Raw genomic sequence first — 22,558 nt, forward strand, 5'->3', positions numbered from 1 at the left:
TTGGACATAAAAAGACCCCCAATAATTGGTGTCCAACTATTGGGGGTCAGTTCAAAGTGGCAAGCTTTTTAATTATTGCTGAATTGTAAATTCTTTCGAAAGGTGGTGCGCTAAGTATTTAAACATGTTAAATACCGCGGTTGTATTCTCGGTCGGCATTCCATTGCTGTCTAAGAAGTATTCACCTTTGAAGACGAGTACATCGTCTTTTTCTACTACGCTGTTTGCGCGCATGCCTTCAATGTAGTCATCATGTGATTGGATAATTTGGTTTGCGATAAGCAGTAAATCAAATTCTGCTATTACTTTCTTTGTCATGAGTTTATCTCTGATAACTGAATATAACGTTGAGTTTATGGTGTCGAACTAGAAATTCAATGATTTCACAACCGATTAAGAGAGTCTTTTCAAACATCCACAATTTATTTTGTGATTTACGGCAAAAATAATTGAATGGGGCTCGCGTTAGATTCGCGGACAAGCTTAGTATGAGCCCGTTTAGACGTAATGCCTGATGAATAGGCTCTTGCAAGTATTCTTAGTGAGTACTTTATAGCTTCTTTATATTGTGACCCTTTTATCTATGAGTCGTCGAATTGTCGAGCGATCAGATCCAATTTTGAAAAAAGCGGTTGATCTTCTAGTAATCTCGCACAATAGTAAAAAAAGAAGCAATGAATTTAGAATATCATGCGTAAAAGCCCACAAGCTAAATTGTTGGTGCTGAAGCATCGTGATTAAGGACGTTAGAGTCAATATGGGTAAATCGCTCGTTATAGTGGAGTCGCCAGCCAAGGCTAAAACTATCAATAAATATCTTGGCAAAGACTTTGTCGTTAAGTCGAGTGTAGGTCACGTACGTGATTTACCAACGGCAGGTCAAAGTACTGGTCAAAAGGCTGCTGCAGTTTCAACCAAGGGTATGAGCCCAGAAGACAAAGCTCGTATCAAGAAAGAAAAAGATCGCAAAGCTCTTATCAAAAAGATGGGTATCAACCCGTATAAAGAGTGGGAAGCGAACTACCAAATCCTACCTGGTAAAGAGAAAGTCGTCGCTGAATTGCAAAAACTGGCTGAGAACGCAGACCATGTTTATCTCGCAACCGATTTGGACCGCGAAGGAGAAGCTATCGCATGGCACCTTCGTGAGATCATCGGTGGCGATGAAACGCGATACAAGCGAGTGGTTTTTAACGAAATCACCAAGAATGCTATTCAACAAGCTTTCGAAACGCCAGGTGAGCTAAATATTGATGGCGTAAACGCACAACAAGCACGACGTTTTATGGACCGTGTTGTTGGCTTTATGGTGTCACCTCTGCTTTGGAAAAAAGTAGCACGAGGCCTGTCCGCTGGCCGTGTTCAATCAGTAGCGGTAAAACTACTGGTAGAGCGTGAGCGCGAGATCAACGCCTTTATCCCTGAAGAGTTCTGGGATGTGCATGCTGATACTAAAACAGCAGAGAAAACCGACTTTAGACTGCAAGTTGCACAGAAAGACGGTGTTGCGTTTAAACCTGAAAATGAAGCGCAAACACAAGCTGCTGTTAGCGTTTTAGAAAAAGCGCAATACGAAGTATGTAAACGTGAAGACCGCCCAACAAAGAGTAAGCCGTCTGCACCTTACATCACGTCGACGCTGCAACAAGCGGCGAGTACGCGTCTTGGTTATGGCGTAAAGAAAACCATGATGCTGGCTCAACGCCTGTATGAAGCGGGTTACATCACTTATATGCGTACTGATTCAACCAACTTGAGTTCAGAAGCTGTAGAAGCCGCTCGTGAATACATTGGTTCTGAGTACGGCGCGCAATACCTTCCACCTAAAGCTCTTGCATACGGCAGCAAAGAGGGCGCTCAAGAGGCCCACGAAGCGATTCGTCCTTCAAGTGTAGATGTTAAGTCGGAAGATCTAAACGGCGTAGACGCAGACGCACACAAGCTTTACTCGCTAATTTGGAATCAATTCGTAGCGTGTCAAATGACGCCAGCTCAATACGATTCAACGACAGTAAGCGTTAAAGCAGATGAGTACACGTTGAAAGCGAAAGGTCGTATCCTTAAATTTGATGGTTGGACTCGTGTTCAGCGTCCAATGGGCAAGAACGAAGATACGATCCTTCCAGCAGTACAGATCGGCGATAAGCTTGATCTGATTGCGCTAGACCCTAAACAGCACTTCACTAAGCCACCGGCTCGTTTCACTGAAGCGGCGCTAGTTAAAGAGCTTGAGAAGCGTGGTATTGGTCGTCCTTCAACATACGCATCAATCATCTCAACGATTCAAGATCGCGGTTATGTAAAAGTTGAACAGCGTCGTTTCTATGCTGAGAAGATGGGTGAAATTGTTACTGACCGTCTAGATGGCAGCTTCAATGACCTAATGAACTACGACTTCACTGCTCGTATGGAGCAGAAGTTGGACCAAATCGCAGAAGGCGAAGCAAGCTGGAAAGGCGTGCTAGATAACTTCTTCGAAGACTTTACTGGCGATTTGGAAAAAGCAGACTTAGACGAAGATGCGGGTGGCATGAAGCCAAACCACATCGTAGAAACTGATATCGAGTGTCCGACTTGTGGTCGTAAGATGGGTATCCGTACTGCTTCGACAGGCGTATTCCTTGGCTGTTCTGGCTATGCACTTCCACCAAAAGAGCGTTGTAAGACAACAATCAACCTTGGTGATGAAGAAGGCATTATCAACGTGCTTGAAGAAGACGTTGAAACAGCAGCACTTCGAGCTAAAAAGCGTTGTCCTATTTGTGAAACGGCAATGGATGCCTATCTAATCGATGATAAGCGTAAGATGCACGTATGTGGTAACAACCCGAACTGTGAAGGTTATGTGGTTGAGCACGGCGAATTTAAAGTGAAAGGCTACGATGGTCCACTTGTTGAGTGTGACAAGTGTGGTTCTGACATGGTTCTGAAGAACGGTCGTTTTGGTAAATACATGGACTGTACGAGTGAAGATTGTAAGAACACTCGTAAGATTCTGAAAAATGGCGAAGTTGCGCCACCAAAAGAAGACCCGGTGCATTTCCCTGAACTTCCGTGTGAAAATTCAGACGCGTACTTTGTTCTTCGTGATGGTGCTTCTGGTCTATTTATGGCTGCGAGCAACTTCCCTAAATCACGTGAAACACGTGCACCATTAGTGGAAGAGCTGGTTCGTTTTAAAGACCGTATCTCACCTAAGTTCCAATACCTAGCATCAGCGCCAGTTGCTGACCCTGATGGTAAGCCGACAGTGGTTCGTTTTAGTCGTAAGACTAAAGAAAACTACGTTCGTACTGAAGTAGATGGAAAACCGTCCGGTTGGACTGCGTTGTACATCGACGGTAAGTGGGAAGTTACGGATAAGCGTAAAAAGCCTAAAGAGAAGTAACTGAACGTTATTGATGAAAAAGCAGCCTAATGGCTGCTTTTTTTTTGATCTCAATATGACTAACTATGCAACTTGTTGAATTAGTATTTCGTCGGCCGGAATTTATTAAATTCACACCGCGAAATTAATGGCGGTAATTAATCATATCTTCTTATGCAACTTTAACGAGAATGTAACTTAATTAAAATATTGTAACTCACAGATCAGCGTTTAGTTGTATACCTGATGTGTGTCGGGTGTTAATGTAATGTTTCGTCTGGACGGTGTAGTGTGAGCTGCTTTAAGTCTTAGGAAAGCAATCAGCTTACGTACCACAGAATGGCGTATTAAAAATTGAATTCGGCCGAAAAGTCGATAACGTATATAAAACCAAGTGCAAAGAATAGTGCACACATAACAACGTTTGGCTTAGGATATTGTCACTGTATGTGAATGGATATTCGCTAAATACCGAAATAAGTGTTGGTGCTCATCCCCCAGAGGAAGATACCTCTACGAGTACTAACATCGACAAGCTATAGATATATGGAGAATAAAATGGCTGGTGTATTGGGAATGATTCTTGCTGGTGGTGAAGGCTCTCGCTTAAGACCTTTAACTGAATCTCGCAGCAAACCCTCGGTTCCTTTCGGTGGTAGTTACCGCTTAATTGATTTCGCTTTGAACAACTTCGTTAATGCTGATCTAATGAAGATCTACGTATTAACACAATTTAAGTCACAGTCACTGTTCCACCATATGAAAAAAGGCTGGAATATCAGTGGTATAACAGACCGTTTTATCGACCCAATTCCTGCGCAAATGCGTAAAGGAAAGCGTTGGTATGAAGGCACAGCAGATGCTATCTACCAAAACATGGGCTTTATGGAGTTGGAAGAACCTGATCAAGTATGTATTTTTGGTTCAGACCATATCTATAAGATGGACATCAAACAGATGCTTGATTTCCATAAAGAGAAGAAAGCGGCTCTAACAGTATCAGCATTGCGCATGCCGCTTGCTGAAGCATCAGAATTCGGTGTTATTGAGGTTGATGCTGACGGCCGTATGATTGGCTTTGAAGAGAAACCTGCAAATCCGAAGTCGATCCCGGGCGATCCAGAATCAGCGCTCGTTTCAATGGGCAACTACGTGTTCGAAGCGAAAGAGCTTTTTGCTGAACTAACGGAAGATGCTGATAGAGAAGGTTCGACACACGATTTCGGCAAAGATATTATTCCAAACATGTTCCCGCGTGGTGATGTGTTTGTTTATGATTTCAGCACCAACCGTATTACTGGTGAGAAAGAAGAAGTTTACTGGCGCGATGTAGGTACGATTGACGCGTACTGGCAAGCGCACATGGACCTTCTTAAGAAAGATGCGCCATTCTCGCTATACAACCGTAAATGGCCTCTACACACTTATTACCCGCCACTACCACCAGCTACGTTTACTGATTCGGCAAATGGTCGAATTCAGATCATTGATAGCCTTGTGTGTAGCGGTAGTTATGTACGTGGTTCGCGTATTGAAAAGAGTGTACTGGGCTTCCGCAGCAATATCGCATCAGCGTGTGATATTAGCGAAAGCATCTTACTCGGTGATGTAAAAGTGGGTGAGGGTTGTATCTTGCGCCGCGTTATCATTGATAAAGACGCAGATATCGCACCGGGTACACAGATTGGTGTAAATCTGACAGAAGACAAAAAGCATTACCACGTATCTGACGATGGTGTCGTAGTGATTTCTAAAGGAGCACGAGTTGGTTACTAAGACTCTCTCGGTACTTTTTGTAGCGTCTGAAGTTGAAGGCTTGATTAAAAGTGGTGGCTTGGCTGATGTAGCCAAGGCACTGCCGAAAGCGTTGCAAACACTCGAACAGGACGTTCGAGTGACTATCCCCGCATATAGAAACATTCCAAACATTGATTCAGCAGAAGTTATTTTATCGACTGAACTCGATCATTGGCCTCATACGGCTTATCAAGTTAAAAAACTGAGCGTAGAAGGCGTTCCAGTTTTTGGTATCGAATGTGCCAAGTATTTCGACCGCCCGGAAATGTACGCAGAAAACAATCAAGCTTATGCTGATAACGGAGAGCGCTTCTCGTTTTTTAGTGCAGCCTGTCTTGATATGCTTCCTAAGCTTGGTCTTCAACCGGATATCATTCATGCAAATGACTGGCATACTGGTTTCGTTCCTTTCTTGCTTAAATCGCGTTATCAACAACACGATTTCTTTGAAAATACGCGCAGTGTTATCTCGATTCACAATGCGGTTTTCAAAGGTGTGTTCGCATACGATGAACTTCAATTCCTGCCAGAGATGCACAGTTACCATGCGCCTGAAGCTTCAGTGAGTGACACTCATGTCACTATGCTAAGAGCTGGTGTGATGTGCGCGGATAAAGTGAACGCAGTAAGTCCTACCTATGCAGAAGAGTTGAAAACGGAATTAGGTAGCCACGGTATGGCTGCAGAATTCCAACACAGATCGGCTGATCTGTTCGGCATTTTGAATGGGTGTGATTATGGGGCTTGGAATCCGGAAACTGATGCTTTCCTTCCTCGTAAATACAAAGCGACCAAGCACAGCATGGCTCGCGGAAAATCAGCTTGTAAGCAAAAACTGCAACAAGATGTAGGTTTACCCGTTGCCGATTGCGCGGTTTATGGCATGGTTTGTCGCTTGACGAATCAAAAAGGTGTTCATTACTTACTGCCTATCATCGAACAGTTTTTGAAAAATGATCTTCAGATCGTGATTGTCGGTACTGGCGATCCGGTTTTGGCGAGTCAATTGAAAGAGCTATCAGCGCTTCACTCAGATAAGTTCTCGTTCGTAGAAGCGTACAATAATGAACTTGCGCATTTGGTTGAAGCAGGCTCTGATTTCTTCTTGATGCCTTCGGAATTTGAACCGTGTGGCTTAAACCAAATCTACAGCATGGCTTACGGTACTTTGCCGATTGTTCGTTCTGTGGGAGGTTTAAAAGACAGCGTGAATGATTACGATGAAGATCCTGAAGTCGCGACTGGGTTTGCTTTTGAAGAGCCAACACCGCAGGCGTTATTGGCTGTGTTACATCGTTCATTACTGCTTTATGCACAAAACCCATCTGAAATTAAGCGTGCTCAGCTTTATGCGATGCAGCAAGATTTTAGTTGGGAAGATGCGGCTAAAGAATACCTAGCTATGTATCATTCAGCATTTTAACTTGTTGACTTAGCTTTAAAATTAGCGGGCGGGCAACAACAGCTCGTAATAAATGAAGGCGCTCTAATTGTTGAGTGCCTTTTTGTTTCCTGGTCAGAGCACATCACGTTTACGAAGACAAAGCTTGCAAACTCATTTTTGTCAGGTAGAAAAGGTGAGGTAGGTATTCACATGACTAATGATAGGTTTGACACTATTATCACTTAAAGTTCTTAATAGCGTGGTATCCTTAGTCATCGCCTCGTGATGAGGCATAGCTCCATTCCAATAATTAAAGCGATAGGTATGTCTGAGAGTTTACTATTTCATAAAACATTTACTCACCCTACGAGCGATGAGTGGGTTGTATTTGTGCATGGCGCAGGAGGCAGTTCCTCCATCTGGTTCAAGCAGATCAAAGCGTATAAACAGCATTTCAACTTACTTCTCATTGATCTGAGAGGGCACGGTAAATCAGACAATATACTTAAAGGGCTGATTTCGAATCGTTATACGTTCAAATCGGTGACGCTTGATATTCTTAAAGTGTTAGACCATCTTAAGATCCGTTCTGCACATTTCGTTGGCATGTCTTTGGGCACGATTATTGTGCGTAACGTTGCCGAACTGGCGGCTGGCCGTGTACGTTCAATGGTACTGGGTGGCGCTGTCACCAAGCTAAACACTCGCTCTCAAGTGTTAATCAAGTTGGGTAACCTCAGCAAGCACATCATTCCTTACATGTGGTTATACAGCCTTTTTGCTTATGTTGTGATGCCACAAAAAAGCCAAAAAGAGTCTCGTCACCTTTTTATCCGCGAAGCCAAAAAACTGTGCCAGAAAGAATTTAAACGCTGGTTTATCTTAACGGCTGATGTAAACCCCTTGATGAAATATTTTAAAGATAGAGAGCTACCAATACCGACTCTTTATTTGATGGGTGAACGTGACTACATGTTTATTAAGCCTGTAAAAGAAATGGTTGCAGCGCATGAATCGAGTGAGCTAGTAGAAATCCCGAATTGTGGACACGTGTGTAACGTGGAAAACCCTGAAGAGTTTAATCAGCGTTCGATTGCGTTTATTCAAAAACAAATTCAGTGATTTTCTAGGCGTGAAATCAAAGATGATGAGTTAATCGAATTGAAATAAAAACGGGAAGCTAACTTTAGCTTCCCGTTTTTAATTGGAGGAGGTATCTGACCGAATCGTTCTATCAGGTCACTGAAACCCTGCTATTCAGGTGAGGCAGCACCGCACTGCCAGCAAGAGCCGAATTGCGCTTCGTTGACTTCATGACACTCACCACAACGCCACTCTTCATAGATGATCGAATCTTGCTGCTTTTGGTAGTCATTGACGAGCATGCGAGCTTTACTGGCCAATTCTGGCTCATATAACCATACGTAAGGGTCAGTTTCTTCAGTGAATGGGATTTCCCCCTTTAATCCGAACAACCCCTCACCACGGACTTCACAGGCAATATTCTCGCTTTCTAACAATCCACAGATGATATGAGCTTCTGTCGGATTCGATGCACTGAAGATTTTCATTGAAATAGAACCTTATTCGGCTATCTGTGTTGTTTAGATATTATAAACTATTCTGCTATATACATTATTCAGCTACGGGTGCTGAGCGAAACTTACCCATCAACCATTTAGCCACTATTGGGAATATCCCCAATAATGCAAATGACAATAGTACTGAAGGGGAGACGATGCCCGAAAGTGAATCAATTTCTGCGAGCTGAGTACCAGCATTCAAGAAAACCGCCGTCCCCGGTAACATCCCGATTTGACTCGTAATGTAGTAACGACTCACTGACATCGGTGTTAGACCCATCAATAGGTTGATAAGGAAAAATGGGAATACAGGAATCAGACGCAGAGAAAACAGGTAAAATGCGCCGTCTTTTTCAACCCCCTTGTTAATCGTCGCCAATTTGTCACCAAACTTGGTTTGAATCCAGTCACGCAACAGGTAACGGCTACTTAAGAAAGCTAAGGTCGCACCGATCGCACTTGCGAAAGATACCAGTAGCAAGCTGTTCCAGAAGCCAAATAGCGCGGCCCCTAATAAGGTTACAACAGCGGCACCAGGAATGGAGAAAGCCGTAATCATGACATACGCGACAAAATAGATAGCGGCAGCCGCAATAAAGTTGCTGTCAATGTAGTCATTTAACACAGCTTGTTGGGCCTTAGCATTTTCAAGCGTTAAGTATTGGCCGAAATTGATGCCTAACAGCACGATGGTTATGACCAACACAATACCCAATATCATTTTCTTACTCATTGATACTTCCTCTAAATTTTCAATGCATACCGATAGTATAGATAGACAGGCAAAGCATAGATTAACTTTCACCAGTTAATAAAAAACTATTTGTTCTAGACGATGGATCGGGGGCAAAAAGCTAGCCTAATTGCTTAGTCTTATGTTAGCGACAAGTATTGGCGGAATAGAGGTGGAAAAAGATTCGTTGATTAGAAGGTTGTGACTCTCTGCTAGGGACTTGTTTTGTATGCATTATTTTATTAGCGATAATTTGTACCACGTAAAAAGTAACAAAAATTTGAAAGAGTTTTGGTCTTGGCTCGTTCTATATACGTAACAATCGTGGCATGAAGATTGTTTTAGATAATTATTCAGGCAGACAACTAAGGAGCTAGCTATGAAATTATTATCAATGATTACGGTTATTGCTACAACGGGCCTATTCTCTTTCCAAGCCATGGGATCGGGCGTCTATCACCGTGCGGCTGTTGAGTCTAAAGTATTTAAAGGCGATGTAGTGGCGAGCCAATCACAGGCTTACGAATCTGGAAAAAAAATCTGGATGGATATAAACAGTAAGCGCTCATATGAATTGAGCAAAATCTTACCGCAAGCCTCTGAAAAAGTAGATGTACGCTCGTTTGAAATCAAAAACGGTACCATCAAAGTAAAAGAAATAATGGATTCCTCTGGAGAAATTAACTTCATTCCGATGGTTAAAGTGGATTACAAATACTATTACCGTCCATCTTTTTGAACTCAGTGGTTCAGCTATACATAAGACTAGTTTTGTCGACATAAAAAAAGCCGCAGTAAATGCGGCTTAGTTATGTATATAGATTGCACTGACAATGTTAATTGACGCGATTGATAAGCTCTTCGCGACGTTGCTGCGGTATAACAGACCAATGTGTACCATTGATCGCGCCTTCTAGCGCCCAAAGTAGTTCAATACTGACGGAAGACGCATGCGATTCTTTGATGGCGTTAAATGCGTTTACAGAGCCAGATTCATATAAACGTTCTACAGAATCGATCCCTGCCTTTTTCAACATACGCTCGGTAGCGAGTCGAAGATTAGGCAGATCTTTGAGTCGGGTCGGCTTAGCAGAAGACTGCTCAGCTTTTTCTTCTTTAGCAAAACCTAGAGACGTGGTTGCAAGCTGCAAGATTTTCTCTTGGTCTTGCCAGAGGCCTTCAGGTAAAGCGAAATATTTAGTAACGACAGGGAAACCACGTTTTTTGTAGACGTACGGTTGAAACCCTTGTTGTTCGAATTGTTTCGTTGTGCATTTGTCTGCTCGTATGTGCAACTGGTCATTTACAACCAGAGCAAACATAGTGTCATCAGCAAAAAGACCGAAGCCACCAAACATCGAGCGTGATTTTATTTTTCCTAGGGATTCAAATAATTTCATTGAATCCTTTAGTATCGGTTTATCCATGTTATTTATCTCGGTGTATTTGAACTACGCCACCAAATAAGCAGGTCCGAGAGATTAGCAAAATGTTGCAATTAAATTGTCAATAAGCCGTAAATTACTAAATTATTAGTAGTTACTGCATTTTGCCATCGGTAACCCCGCTACCATACCAACGAGTGGTTTAGGCCGGAAGCTTTGCGTCTCACTCTTTCGAGTGGTTTGCCCTGTGCGTGACTGATTGAATAGAATAAAGTTTTTGTTGGATGAAGCTCACACTTGATATTTCAAAATGTGATACTGCTTCAATTAATGATCTTTCCGTTGTGCATCTGGGTTCATTATAGTTGCTGATAAAAAAAGCGCACCGAAAGGTGCGCTTGATGAAATTAAACTCGAATTATCAATTAATTTAACGTCTTAACTGTACTTCGTTCAACAATTTCAGGGTGCATTTCGAAGACGCGTTTTTCGTGGTCTTTGTCTTTGATGCGCTCCAATAGAATTTCGAATGCATTCTTACCAACACGACGTTTTGGTTGGTGAACTGTCGTTAACGGCGGAGAGAAGTATTCAGCGAGTTCGATGTTGTCGTAACCGATCACTGAGATATCTTCAGGAATGCGGATGCCTTTTTCTTGCAGTCGGCTCATTAAGCCGAGTGCCATTGTGTCGTTAAAGCAGAATACCGCCGTTGGACGATCTTCCATCTCAACGATTTGTTCTGCAGCAAGAACAGCCGTATCACACTCGAAGTTGCCTTCGATGATCATATTGTCATCGGCAGAAATTTTAGCTTCGTTAAGTGCGCGCTTGTAACCGGCAATACGTTCAACACATGCTGCTTTGTCTAAGTGGCCACTTAAACATGCAATCTTAGAGTGACCGCGTTCAATAAGGTATTTGGTCGCTAGGTAGCCACCTTCTTCAGAGTTATCGATGATCTTATCAGCTTGAGAACTCTCTGGGCCCCAGTCCATAATAACTTTAGGGATGTCAGCGTGACGGTCTAACATCTCTCTTAGTTCTTCAGTTAGGTCAGAACACATAACTAAGATGCCATCTACACGTTTCTCTGCAAGCATTCGAATGTAGTCACGTTGCTTCTCATAGATACCGCCCGTATTACACAGGATCAAAGTGTAACCTTGACGGTAGCAGTAGCTCTCAACACCATCGATAACTTCAGAGAAGAATAGATTAGTTGATTGAGTCACTAGCATGCCGATGGTGCGTGTTGTATTACACTTCAAGCTACGAGCAACAGCACTTGGTGCATAGTTCAGTTCATCTACGGCTTTGTTTACTTTTTCTTGCGTTGCTTCTGCAACAAAGCGAGTTTTATTGATTACGTGAGAAACGGTTGTTGTTGATACGCCGGCTAAGCGAGCGACATCTTTTATAGTGGCCATGGTTTTATCCTATTAGAAGCTACTTTCCCAAAGTACGGAATAAAGTAGCCGTTAAGCTACCTAACTAAGAGCTTAAATTTGTAGGGCTCTTTGGGTACTAAAAGTGCTAAAAAACAAAAAACCGCTATTGAGCGGCTTGTCTTAACACCGAAATGCTCAAAACTATAATAAGCATAGCATTTCGTGAATGTTTCATATTTTATCGTTTGCGGTCACAATTTTAGACTGACTAGAAATTACTCGCAATAAAATTCACCCGGAAATCCGGGTGAATTGTCACATTCTTCTGAATTTATTTAACGAGTCATCCAATAAGCTATTCACCAGCTAAATATTGAGTGTCTAATTGACAGAATGCGAGTAGCAACGATGAGACGGAGGCGTAGAAACCGAATTCATCAACGTCATGACATTTCACGTTGAACTTTGGTAACCAAGTCAGCAGTTGTTGTTCGATAAACTGCTGTTGAGCGGCAAATGAATTCTCTAGTTCTTCTTCAATATTCGTTTCGTTTGAACGAATGATCAAGTTACCAAGGAAATCGAGTTCGATAGCAATGTGGTCTGCTGGCTCTTTTAGATCTTGGTTCACAACTAAGTTGTGCTTAGCCATGATCTCTTCCATATCTTTTGCTGGCTTATCATTCAAAAGGCCAGTTTCGCCGATATACATTGAAGCGTAAGGAAGAGCGCCGTGCTTATCTGTCTTTAAGAAAAGATCGCAAAAGTCTGCAGACAGTTCTAGCTGAGCATCTTCACGAGTTTGTAGGCGGTTCAGCGCATCCACTAACTTATCAATCGCTGGCTTTAGTGTCTCATTTTCGCCTAAACCAGTTAGGAAAGAACGAATTTCAATAGAGTGGTAGTGATCGAGTTCTTCTTGAGTGAGCTCTTTGGCAAATAAGCTTGATAGCCACCAGTATATTTCTGCTCTTTGCTCGTTGAACGCTTTCGTATCTTTCATTTGTTAGATCCTGACTTAGTCTTGTGATGTTGCTTATATGCATCTTGAAGTCACTTGGGCATAAGCACACCAAGGCTGAATAACAAGGTTATTTGCGAAACGCAAAGTTACTCGTTAGTAGTAATGCCTATATTGAATTGCGATGGACGATAAATAGCAAGGTTTAAGATTGTCTTGTATCAAAAAAAATCCATGTTTCTGGCTTTTATCTTCTGTACCACTAGAATTGTTACTAGTTATGAATAGAATAGTCACTGAAACTATTAAATAAGAAAAGTGGTGTAGATGAGCTATCACGTATTAGTCGTAGAAGATGATGTGGTAACCCGCAGTAAACTGGTTGGATACTTCCAGAACGAGGGTTACACAGTGGGCGAAGCAGAAAGCGGCGCTCAAATGAGAAACGTGTTAGAAGAAAACAACGTTGACCTCATTATGCTGGACATCAACTTACCAGGCGAAGATGGATTGATGCTAACTCGCGAATTACGCAGTCAATCAGACATTGGAATTATTTTAGTTACTGGACGCACGGATAGCATCGACAAGATCGTAGGCCTTGAAATGGGCGCTGACGATTACGTTACTAAACCCTTCGAACTTCGCGAGTTATTAGTTCGAGTTAAAAACCTACTTTGGCGTATCTCTGCTGCTCGTAAAACAGCAGCGGGCGCTGTAGAAGAAACATCAGATGAGTCTGTGGTTCGTTTTGGTGAGTGGACATTTGATATCCCTCGTCGTGCGTTAAGCAAGAACGGCGAACCAGTGAAACTGACCAAAGCAGAATACGAACTGCTAGTGGCTTTGTCTTCTTACCCTAACCAAGTATTAAGCCGCGAACGTATTTTGAATATGATTAGCCACCGAGTGGACGCGCCTAATGACCGTACTATCGACGTATTGATTCGTCGTATGCGTGCAAAAATGGAGTTTGATCCTAAGAACCCACAAATTTTTGTGACGGTTCACGGTGAAGGTTACATGTTCGCTGGTGATTGATTTCCTTTGGGAGTGATTAATCAACAACGACATTTAAACGTAAAAAGCCGAGACATCATTGATGTCTCGGCTTTTTTATTACTTAGCTTTTATTGTTAACGACCAGAAAATCTATAAATATTTGGCGACTCGTCTGCTCATATGAGTTTAAAGATTCAATAGGGTTACTGAGGCTGGGCCGCAGAAACGTCACCGTCATCTTCAATTAAGCTGGAAGCTTCTGGAATAACAGGCTCTTCAACAATGTCATTGCTTGTATCTAGCCAATCACGCAGGCTTTGCCAAACCAATCCCATGGTTTCGTGCCAGTAACGCTCAGTCTGCTCAAGGTATAGCGCTTTCGGCATGTACTTTTCCCACGGCTCAACAATACCTTCTTGTGCAAGGTAGTTGGTTGGTGCAGGTAGTGGTTTCATGCCAGCTGAATTGAATTCGTTCAGTGCGCGAGTCATATGGCTCGCTGAAGTCACCAACACCATTCTTTTATTCTTAACGAACGCAGCGGCTTGGCGAGCTTCTTCCCAGGTGTCTTTTGCGGTTTCAAGCAGAATGATGTCGGGCTTTGCTACGCCAAGTGCTAAAGCCACTTTAGCCATCATTCTTGCGTTACTTACTTCAGTGCCTGCGCCATAGCCAGACAAAATGAGTTTTGCACCAGGGTAGAGGCGTAGAATACGAATCCCTTCACTTAAACGCATCAGGCCGGTGCGGCTAAGTTCTGATGTCGGTGGAATTTGGTCGTCTACGACGTGACCACTTCCAAGAACCATCACGTAATCGACGGTTTCATCGACAGGTAAAAATGCGGTGTGTTGCCTTTCCATTGGCATTAAAAGTTGACTAGAAACTGGCTGGAAAGCGATTAGGAAAATACCACATAGGGCTGAGAGGGTGATTAGGCAACCAGTCTTCCTTTTGGTAGTAAACATCACTAGGGCTAAACCCAGAAAAGCGAGAATTAACATTGCTGGCAGTGGCATCAATAGCGAAGACACTACTTTTTTCAGCTCAAACATATCCGAATAGTCCGAAAAAACATCACTTAGTAGTAAAAAGAGACATCGCCTCTTTATTCCTGAAATTCCTGTGACAGAATAGCAGGCACGATAGGACATAATAACTCAAGTAGCCGTGACTGAAGACCGTAATTTCGACGATATTGCCCACAAATTTGCAAAAAATATTTACGGCTCTGACAAAGGAGAGATCCGTCAGATCATCGTATGGGAAGATTTAGAACAAGCTTTGAGCAAATTTGACCATTCAGCTTCGCCTCTGCATGTGCTTGATGCGGGAGGCGGTCTTGCACAGATGTCGCAAAAAATTGCGGCGTTAGGGCATAACGTCTCTTTGTGTGATCTCTCTTCTGAGATGCTTAAGCTTGCACAAGAAAGTATCAACGAAGCGGGTTTGTTAGAACAGTATCGATTCATCCATTCTCCGGTACAAAAAGTCGTAGAACATCTCGATGAAAAAGTCGATTTTGTGATGTTTCATGCGGTAATGGAATGGTTAGCCGATCCTAAAGAGGCGCTTGATTTATTGTTGGAGCAAGTAAAACCCGGTGGCGTTGCTTCGATAATGTTTTACAACCACCACGGATTAGTCCTGAAAAATGTGATTTGTGGCAACATTCCTCATGTATTGAATGGGATGCCACATCGAAAACGGTTTAAGCTGCAACCACAAAAAGGCTTGAAGCCAGAAGAGGTTTACCAATGGATAGAAGACGCCGGTCTAGAAATCTGTGGTAAATCAGGCATTCGTTCTTTCAGTGACTACATAGGTAATATGGAGTACATGGGCGATTACCAATTTGAAGATGTATTGGAACTAGAAAAACAGCTATGTCGCCAAGAGCCATATCTGTCACTAGGCCGTTATATTCACGTTTGGGCTCAAAAACCTGCGCAATAACAGCGGTGAATGTGGTAAAAGAAGCCACAACATGCGCTATGCAATCGTAAGAAGCCCGCGTCATAAAGAAATAGGCGTCATATCTAATACATTCGATATGACGAAGAACAGTAACAGGAACCACAATGAGTGAAATGACTCAAACTGCCGAAGAGCAGCCAATTGATGAGTTGGTGGGCTGGGTCAAGCAGCATGATTTTTCATTAAACTTGCCACCAGAGCGCTTAGCATTTTTGATCGCTATCGCAGTACTAAGCAATGAAAGGTTCGATGAAGAGTTGGGCGAGGGTGAACTGCACGATGCATTTACCATCGTCACTCGACTGTTTGAAGATACTGGCGAAGCGTCCGCGTTTCGTGCCAACAATGCCATCAACGAGTTAGTTAAACAGAAGTTGATTAGCCGCTTTACCAGCGAAATCACCGATGGTGCGAGTATTTATCGCTTATCACCATTGGCGATTGGTATTTCAGATTATTACTTACGCCACCGTCAGTTCTCTAAGTTAAAACTGTCTATCCAGCTTTCTATGGTTGCGGACGAGATGGCAAAAGCCATTGAAGCAGCACAAAAAGGCGGAACTCCAGGACATTGGAGAAAGAATGTTTACGGCGTGCTCAAGTATTCTGTTGGTGAAATTTTCGATCAGATTGATCTTAACCAACGTGTTATGGATGAGCAGCAGCAAACCGTTAAACAGCAAATTGCCGACCTTTTAAACAAGGATTGGCGAGAGGCGATTAACAACTGTGAAACCTTGCTTTCAGAAACCTCTTCCACGCTGAAAGAATTGCAAGACACCTTGCAAGCGGCGGGTGATGAACTGCAAACACAGATCCTCGATATTCAAGAAATTGTTTACGGTGACGATGAACTCGAATTCGTTGGCGAAACCCTGTTCGGCTTGCAGATGAAGCTAGACCGAATCACCAGTTGGGGTCAACAAGCCATCGATTTATGGATCGGCTACGACCGCCATGTTCACAAGTTTATTCGTACCGCGATTGATATGGATAAAAACCGTGCCTTTAGCCAACGCTTGCGTCAGTCGGTTACCGACTACTTTGATGCGCCTTGGCTTTTGACTTACGCCGATGCAGAGAAGCTGACGGATCTTCGTGATGAAGCGCTTATGCTTCGTGATGACGAAGTGATGGGACAAGCACCAATCGACGTAGAGTACGAAGAATTTGAGCAAGTGAATGACCTGCTTTCAGATCGAATTGCAGAGATGTTAAAAGCTCACAAACAGCAAGGCGCGCCAATTGATCTTGGCCTTGTGTTACGCGATTACCTCGCTGCACACCCTCGCACACACCATTTTGATTTAGCCAGAATTGTTGTCGACCAAGCCGTACGCTTAGGTTACTCAGAGTCTGACTATCAGGCTATTCAGCCAGATTGGCAGGCAATCAACGATTTCGGTGCAAAGGTACAAGCAAATGTCATTAACAAGTACTGATGATTACATGCCAGAGAAACTGGTAAAAGCGATAGCGAACCCACTGTTCCCTGCGCTAGATAGCATGCTGCGTTCAGGCAAGCATGTTTCAACAGAAGATCTAGATAACCACGCGTTGCTGTCTGATTTTGAAGTTGAGCTTCAGCATTTCTATCAACGCTACAATACGGAACTGGTAAAAGCGCCGGAAGGTTTCTTTTACTTGCGTCCGCGTTCTACGTCTCTGATTGGTCGTAGTGTGTTGTCTGAGCTCGACATGTTGGTTGGCAAGGTGTTGTGTTTCTTATACCTAAGCCCAGAACGTCTGGCTCATGAAGGTATCTTCACCAATCAAGAACTGTTTGATGAATTGATGTCGTTAGCGGATGAGAAAAAACTCATGAAGCTAGCAACCAACCGTGCATCTGGTTCTGACTTAGATAAAGAAAAGCTGTTCGAAAAAGTTCGTACTTCTCTGCGTCGTTTACGCCGTATCGGCATGCTGATTGCGATTGGTGAAACGGGCAAGTTCCGTATCAGCGAAGCGGTATTCCGCTTTGGCGCTGACGTTCGTGTTGGTGACGATATGAAAGAAGCGCAATTACGTCTTATCCGTGATGGTGAAGCTGTGGTGCATACCCAAGAGCCTAACCAAGGTAGCTTGTTGAATGAAGAACAAGCGGAAGCTGTATCAGAAGTAGTTGCAGACGTAAACGAAAACGGTCAACAAGACATTTTTAACGATCAAGCTGACTTTGACCTTGAGTCAAACGATGGCGAACAAACAAAAGTAGAAGGTGAAGCATGATTGAAAGAGGTAAGTATCAATCATTAACCATGGTCAACTGGAACGGCTTCTTTGCGCGTACTTTTGATATTGATGGATTGGTTACAACGCTTTCTGGCGGTAACGGTGCGGGTAAGTCGACCACAATGGCGGCATTCATCACAGCACTGATCCCTGACCAAAGCCTTCTGCATTTCCGTAACACAACGGAAGCGGGTAGCTCGCAGTCATCTCGTGATAAAGGCCTTTACGGTAAGCTTCAGCCAGGCGCATGTTATGCCGCGCTAGATGTTGTGAACTCTCGTAATCAACGTCTATTGTTTGCAGTAAAACTGCAGCAAGTTGCGGGTCGTGATAAGAAAGTCGACATCAAACCGTTCGTTATTCAAGGCCTTCCAAGCCATGTGAAACCAACGGATGTGTTGATTCAGAACGTTTCAGACAGCCACGCTCGCGTATGTCAGTTGAACGACGTGAAAGCGGCGGTTGCACAATACGAAGGCGCGCATTTTAAAGCCTTCTCTTCGATTGTTGATTACCACTCACAGATGTTTGAATACGGTGTGGTACCGAAGAAACTGCGTAACAGCAGCGACCGTTCTAAGTTCTACCGCTTAATTGAAGCATCACTTTACGGTGGTATCTCAAGTGCAATTACGCGCTCTCTGCGTGATTACCTTCTACCGCAAAACGGTGGTGTGAAGAAAGCATTCCAAGACATGGAATCAGCACTACGTGAAAACCGCATGACGCTAGAAGCGATCAAGACGACTCAGTCGGATCGTGACCTGTTCAAGCACTTGATCACTGAATCTACGAACTACGTGGCTGCAGATTACATGCGCCATGCAAACGATCGTCGTAACAAGTTAGATCAAACCATGAAGTTCCGTGGTGAACTGTTCGGTTCTCGTGAAACCTTGCTTGATCAAAACAATTTGTTGAATCGCGTTCAAGAAGAACTAGAACTACTTGTCGATCAAGAATCGGCACTAGAGCAAGATTACCAAGCGGCATCGGATCATCTTCAGTTGGTTCAAACTGCACTTCGTCAGCAAGAGAAAATTGCCCGCTACAGCGAAGATCTAGAAGAGCTTAACGAGCGTCTAGAAGAGCAAATGATGGTGGTTGAAGAAGCTCAAGAGCGAGTACTTCTTGCCGAAGAGCAGGCAACCATCACTGAAGAAGAAGTGGATAGCCTGAAAACTCAGCTTGCTGACTACCAACAAGCGTTGGATGTTCAACAAACGCGTGCACTTCAATACCAGCAAGCGGTTCAAGCATTAGAGAAAACTAAGCAGTTGCTTGGTGATGAATCTATTACGGCAGAAAGCGCACTAACTCTGGTTTCAGAGCTAAAAGCACAAGAAGAATCAAGCACTCAAACGCTGCTGTCTACTAAACATAAACTAGACATGTCTTCTGCTGCTTCTGCGCAGTTCGACAAAGCGCTCGCTCTTGTTAAAAGTATTGTGGGTGACGTTGAGCGTAAAGAAGCGTCTCAAAGCGCTAAGCAAGCTTTAGAAAAAGGCCGTAACGCAAAACACGTTGTTGAAAATGAACAGCAGTGGCGTGCTCAGCACCGCGATATGGCTCGTGATGTGGCTCAGCAGCGTCAAGCAAAAGAGCTTGCGACTGAATACCAAAAGCAACACAACATCTCACTGACTGACGAAGCGGTTTTCGATGAAGAACGTGAACGTCATGCTATGCAGATCGAGTCTCTTGAGTACGCTCAAGAAGAGCTGCGTGAAGCGAAGAGTGAGCAACGTCGTGTACAACAAAACCACGATCAAGAGATTCAAAAACTTGAGTCTATTGCTCCAGCATGGATCACGGCAAACGATGCGCTTGAAGCATTAAGAGATCAAACCGACGCTGAGCTAGAAGATAGCCAAGCGGTGATGACTCAAATGCAACAAGTGCTTGAAGATGAGAAATCTCAAGCGGTAGCAAAAGATCAGTTGGCTACGCGCCGAGCTGAACTTGAGCACGAAATTGAGCGTTTAGCGTCTCCAGGTGGTTCTAACGATCCTCGCCTCAAAGGCCTAGCGGATACGCTTGGTGGCGTGCTGCTTTCTGAGATCTACGATGATATCACTATTGGTGATGCGCCGTACTTCAGTGCGATGTACGGCCCGGCTCGTCACGCAATTGTGGTTTCTGATCTTGATGGTATTAAAGAGAAGCTGGTGGATCTTGATGATTGTCCAGAAGACCTTTACATCCTAGAAGGCGATGTCGACGCGTTTGATGACAGTTCATTCAATGCCGATGAGCTTGAAGGCGCAGTGTGTGTTCAGCTGAACGATCGCCAAATGCGTTACTCTCGTTTCCCTGAGATCCCACTGTTTGGCCGTGCGGCTCGTGAACAACGTCTAGAGAAATTGCGCGAAGAGCGTGACGTTGTGGTTGAAAACCACGCGAAGGCAGCGTTTGACTCTCAAAAACTGAATCGCCTATACCAAGCATTCAACAGCTTTGTTGCGAAGCACCTGCACGTTGCGTTTAACGCAGACCCAGAGCAAGCACTTGCTGCGATTCGTGATAAGCGTAATCAAATTGTTCGTTCTCTGGCTGAGCTTAACTCTAAAGAGCAGCAGCAACGCAGTCAGCTTCTACAAAGCAAGCAGGCACTTGGTGCGCTAGATAAATTAGCACCTATGGTTCGTATTTTAGAAGACGAAACATTGGCTGAGCGCTTAGCTGAATTAGAAGCGCAACTAGAGCGTTTAAGTGAAGCTAAGTCTTACTTGAATAAGCACGGCAAATCGCTTACTTCTCTAGAGCAAATCGTATCTGCACTAGACGCTGACCCAGAGCAGTTCGAAGCTTTGGAGGCCGAGTATCGTCAAGCCGACAGCGCTCTACAAACGCTAAAAGGCAAAGTGTTCGCACTGTCTGATCTGATTGAGCGTCGTCACTACTTTGCTTACGCGGATTCTGTTGATTTGCTTAACAAGAGCAGTGAACTGAGCGAGCAACTGAAAGCGAAGTTGGTTCAAGCTGAACAAGCAAGAACCAAAGGCCGCGATGGCTTGAAGCAAGCTCGCGAACAGATGAACCAATACAACCAAGTATTGGCGGCACTGAAGAGCTCACATCAAGCGAAGCAAGAGACGGTTCAAGAGTTCAAACAAGAGCTACAAGAGTTCGGCGTAAACGCTGACGAAGGCGCTGAAGAGCGTGCTGTACGTCGTCGTGATGAACTTCAAGAACGTCTGCACACATCTCGCAGCCGTAAGAGCGAATACGAGCGAACGATTACGTCAACAGAACTTGAGATGAAAGCCTTGGCTAAGCGTCTTAAGAAAGTTCAGAAAGAGTACACAGAGCTTCGTACTTTCGTTGTTGCAGCAAAAGCAGGCTGGTGTTCAGTACTTCGCTTAGCTCGTGAAAATGATGTTGAACGTCGTCTTCATAAGCGTGAACTGGCTTACCTAACGGCGGGCGAGCTTCGTTCTATGTCGGATAAATCACTGGGTGCTTTACGTCTAGCTGTAGCTGACAATGACGACCTACGTGATTCGCTGCGTCTATCTGAAGACAACGCACATCCAGAGCGTAAGGTTCTGTTCTACATTGCGGTTTATCAACACCTTCGCGAACGTATTCGCCAAGACATCATTCATACGGATGATCCGGTTGAAGCAATCGAAGAGATGGAAGTGGAGCTAGCTCGACTAACAGAAGAACTGACGCAGCGTGAAAACCGCTTGGCGATCAGCTCTGAGTCGGTAGCAAGCATCATCAAGAAAACGATTCAGCGCGAGCAGAACCGTATTCGAATGCTGAACCAAGGGCTGTCGAACATCTACTTTGGTCAGGTTAAGGGCGTACGTCTGAACGTTAAGATTCGTGAAAGCCACGAGATCTTGCTATCAGGGCTAGCGACTCAGCAAGAGCAACACAAAGACTTGTTTGAATCAACACGCTTTACCTTCTCAGAAGCGATGGCGAAGTTGTTCCAACGTGTTAACCCACATATCGATATGGGTCAACGTTCTCCACAAGTTCTAGGTGAAGAGCTACTGGATTACCGCAACTACCTAGAATTAAGTGTTGAAGTTAACCGTGGTTCAGACGGTTGGTTACAAGCGGAATCGGGCGCACTGTCTACGGGTGAAGCGATCGGTACTGGTCAGTCTATCCTACTGATGGTTGTTCAGAGCTGGGAAGAAGAGTCTCGTCGACTTCGTAGCAAAGACATCGTTCCATGTCGTTTGTTGTTCCTTGATGAAGCAGCTCGTCTGGATGCGAAATCTATCTCTACCTTGTTCGAACTGTGTGACCGTTTAGGTATGCAACTTTTGATTGCAGCACCAGAGAACATTAGCCCTGAGAAAGGCACAACCTACAAACTGGTTCGTAAGGTCTTTAAAGATCACGAGCACGTACATGTTGTTGGCCTGCGCGGTTTTGCTCAAAACAAACCGGCATCCCCAGTTCAAGAGCTTATTGAAGAAGCTGAGCAATAACCTTGATAGCCGAGCAATAAGCTTGATAACTGAGTTATAAGCTCGAAAGCGACTCAATGATATTTGTACAAAGTCCCTAATCAATAGGGGCTTTTTTGTATCTTGAATCTAATTTCCTCAACTGAACTCCTCTCGCCTAATTCTTTTATCGATACTGATAAGACCACTCATACCTTGTGGTTATTATCAATGGAACTTGTTTGAGGTCACACGCACAAAACCACAAATAATGTATGGTAATGACATAGATTTAATAATATTAATAATATTGTATTACTTAAATTTTAATTGT

The 22,558-nt window shown here is 43.8% G+C and carries 17 protein-coding genes and 1 riboswitch; of the genes, 10 read left to right on the plus strand and 7 right to left on the minus strand.

Translation table 11 applies throughout. The features are described 5' to 3' along the window. Nucleotides 1–72 precede the first annotated feature (72 nt). Nucleotides 73–318 (minus strand): YciN family protein, encoded by a 246-nt coding sequence (locus tag AB6E78_RS11230; RefSeq protein ID WP_017062104.1) that lies wholly within the window; start codon nt 316–318, stop codon nt 73–75. A 439-nt stretch (nt 319–757) separates the two neighbouring features. On the opposite strand from AB6E78_RS11230, the gene topA reads away from it, so the two are divergent. The 4 genes from topA (at nt 758) to AB6E78_RS11250 (ending at nt 7,670) form a co-directional block, all read left to right on the plus strand. Continuing rightward, on the plus strand, nt 758–3,388 hold the full coding sequence (gene topA / locus AB6E78_RS11235) for a type I DNA topoisomerase (protein WP_136982376.1): 2,631 nt from the start codon (nt 758–760) through the stop codon (nt 3,386–3,388). A gap of 525 nt (nt 3,389–3,913) precedes the next feature. Further along, complete coding sequence (gene glgC, locus AB6E78_RS11240; protein WP_080582251.1) at nt 3,914–5,143, plus strand: glucose-1-phosphate adenylyltransferase; 1,230 nt, start codon at nt 3,914–3,916, stop codon at nt 5,141–5,143. Then, nucleotides 5,133–6,587, plus strand: coding sequence for a glycogen synthase GlgA (gene glgA, locus AB6E78_RS11245; RefSeq protein ID WP_372112218.1), 1,455 nt, complete (start codon nt 5,133–5,135; stop codon nt 6,585–6,587). The genes glgC and glgA overlap by 11 nt, the downstream gene beginning before the upstream one ends. A gap of 285 nt (nt 6,588–6,872) precedes the next feature. After that, nucleotides 6,873–7,670 carry an alpha/beta fold hydrolase gene (locus AB6E78_RS11250; RefSeq protein ID WP_017062100.1) on the plus strand — a complete coding sequence of 266 codons (798 nt, stop codon included), beginning with the start codon at nt 6,873–6,875 and terminating at the stop codon, nt 7,668–7,670. Between the two features lie 131 nt (nt 7,671–7,801). Here the strand turns inward: AB6E78_RS11250 and AB6E78_RS11255 are convergent, their stop codons facing one another. Further along, nucleotides 7,802–8,119, minus strand: a complete 318-nt coding sequence (locus AB6E78_RS11255) for a DUF2007 domain-containing protein (protein WP_017062099.1) — start codon at nt 8,117–8,119, stop codon at nt 7,802–7,804. Nucleotides 8,120–8,183: 64 nt separating this feature from the next. After that, nucleotides 8,184–8,864, minus strand: a complete 681-nt coding sequence (locus AB6E78_RS11260; protein WP_017062098.1) for a TVP38/TMEM64 family protein — start codon at nt 8,862–8,864, stop codon at nt 8,184–8,186. Nucleotides 8,865–9,243: 379 nt separating this feature from the next. On the opposite strand from AB6E78_RS11260, the gene AB6E78_RS11265 reads away from it, so the two are divergent. Next, nucleotides 9,244–9,603, plus strand: a complete 360-nt coding sequence (locus AB6E78_RS11265) for a DUF3316 domain-containing protein (RefSeq protein ID WP_017067843.1) — start codon at nt 9,244–9,246, stop codon at nt 9,601–9,603. A gap of 97 nt (nt 9,604–9,700) precedes the next feature. Here the strand turns inward: AB6E78_RS11265 and AB6E78_RS11270 are convergent, their stop codons facing one another. From AB6E78_RS11270 to torD, 3 genes are all read right to left on the minus strand, one after another. Beyond that, nucleotides 9,701–10,291: a TfoX/Sxy family DNA transformation protein gene (locus AB6E78_RS11270; protein ID WP_004736448.1), complete on the minus strand. Its 591-nt coding sequence runs from the start codon at nt 10,289–10,291 to the stop codon at nt 9,701–9,703. Nucleotides 10,292–10,418: 127 nt separating this feature from the next. Next, nucleotides 10,419–10,504: riboswitch (cyclic di-GMP riboswitch) on the minus strand. Nucleotides 10,505–10,674: 170 nt separating this feature from the next. Then, nucleotides 10,675–11,679: an HTH-type transcriptional repressor PurR gene (gene purR, locus AB6E78_RS11275; protein ID WP_017063507.1), complete on the minus strand. Its 1,005-nt coding sequence runs from the start codon at nt 11,677–11,679 to the stop codon at nt 10,675–10,677. Between the two features lie 316 nt (nt 11,680–11,995). After that, entirely contained in the window at nt 11,996–12,643 is a 648-nt protein-coding gene (gene torD, locus AB6E78_RS11280; RefSeq protein ID WP_372073347.1) for a molecular chaperone TorD, read from the minus strand. Between the two features lie 285 nt (nt 12,644–12,928). On the opposite strand from torD, the gene torR reads away from it, so the two are divergent. Continuing rightward, nucleotides 12,929–13,642: a two-component system response regulator TorR gene (gene torR, locus AB6E78_RS11285; protein WP_372073345.1), complete on the plus strand. Its 714-nt coding sequence runs from the start codon at nt 12,929–12,931 to the stop codon at nt 13,640–13,642. Between the two features lie 164 nt (nt 13,643–13,806). Here the strand turns inward: torR and elyC are convergent, their stop codons facing one another. Beyond that, nucleotides 13,807–14,658: an envelope biogenesis factor ElyC gene (gene elyC / locus AB6E78_RS11290; protein ID WP_372073344.1), complete on the minus strand. Its 852-nt coding sequence runs from the start codon at nt 14,656–14,658 to the stop codon at nt 13,807–13,809. Nucleotides 14,659–14,773: 115 nt separating this feature from the next. Here elyC and cmoM point away from each other — a divergent pair, with 115 nt between their 5' ends. The 4 genes from cmoM to mukB all read left to right on the plus strand — a co-directional run bounded on the left by cmoM (nt 14,774) and on the right by mukB (nt 22,266). Next, a complete protein-coding gene (cmoM, locus tag AB6E78_RS11295; RefSeq protein ID WP_108093788.1) occupies nt 14,774–15,559 on the plus strand; it encodes a tRNA uridine 5-oxyacetic acid(34) methyltransferase CmoM in 786 nt (261 codons plus the stop codon). Nucleotides 15,560–15,684: 125 nt separating this feature from the next. After that, on the plus strand, nt 15,685–17,022 hold the full coding sequence (gene mukF / locus AB6E78_RS11300) for a chromosome partition protein MukF (RefSeq protein WP_372073341.1): 1,338 nt from the start codon (nt 15,685–15,687) through the stop codon (nt 17,020–17,022). Further along, nucleotides 17,003–17,809, plus strand: coding sequence for a chromosome partition protein MukE (gene mukE, locus AB6E78_RS11305; RefSeq protein WP_017062090.1), 807 nt, complete (start codon nt 17,003–17,005; stop codon nt 17,807–17,809). The genes mukF and mukE overlap by 20 nt, the downstream gene beginning before the upstream one ends. Then, the gene (gene mukB, locus AB6E78_RS11310) at nt 17,806–22,266 is read left to right on the plus strand and encodes a chromosome partition protein MukB (RefSeq protein WP_372133578.1); all 4,461 of its coding nucleotides are present in this window, start codon (nt 17,806–17,808) and stop codon (nt 22,264–22,266) included. The genes mukE and mukB overlap by 4 nt, the downstream gene beginning before the upstream one ends. Nucleotides 22,267–22,558 lie beyond the last annotated feature (292 nt).

This window comes from Vibrio sp. 10N.247.310.98 (genome assembly GCF_041467395.1).
Classification (GTDB): Bacteria; Pseudomonadota; Gammaproteobacteria; order Enterobacterales; family Vibrionaceae; genus Vibrio; species Vibrio crassostreae_C.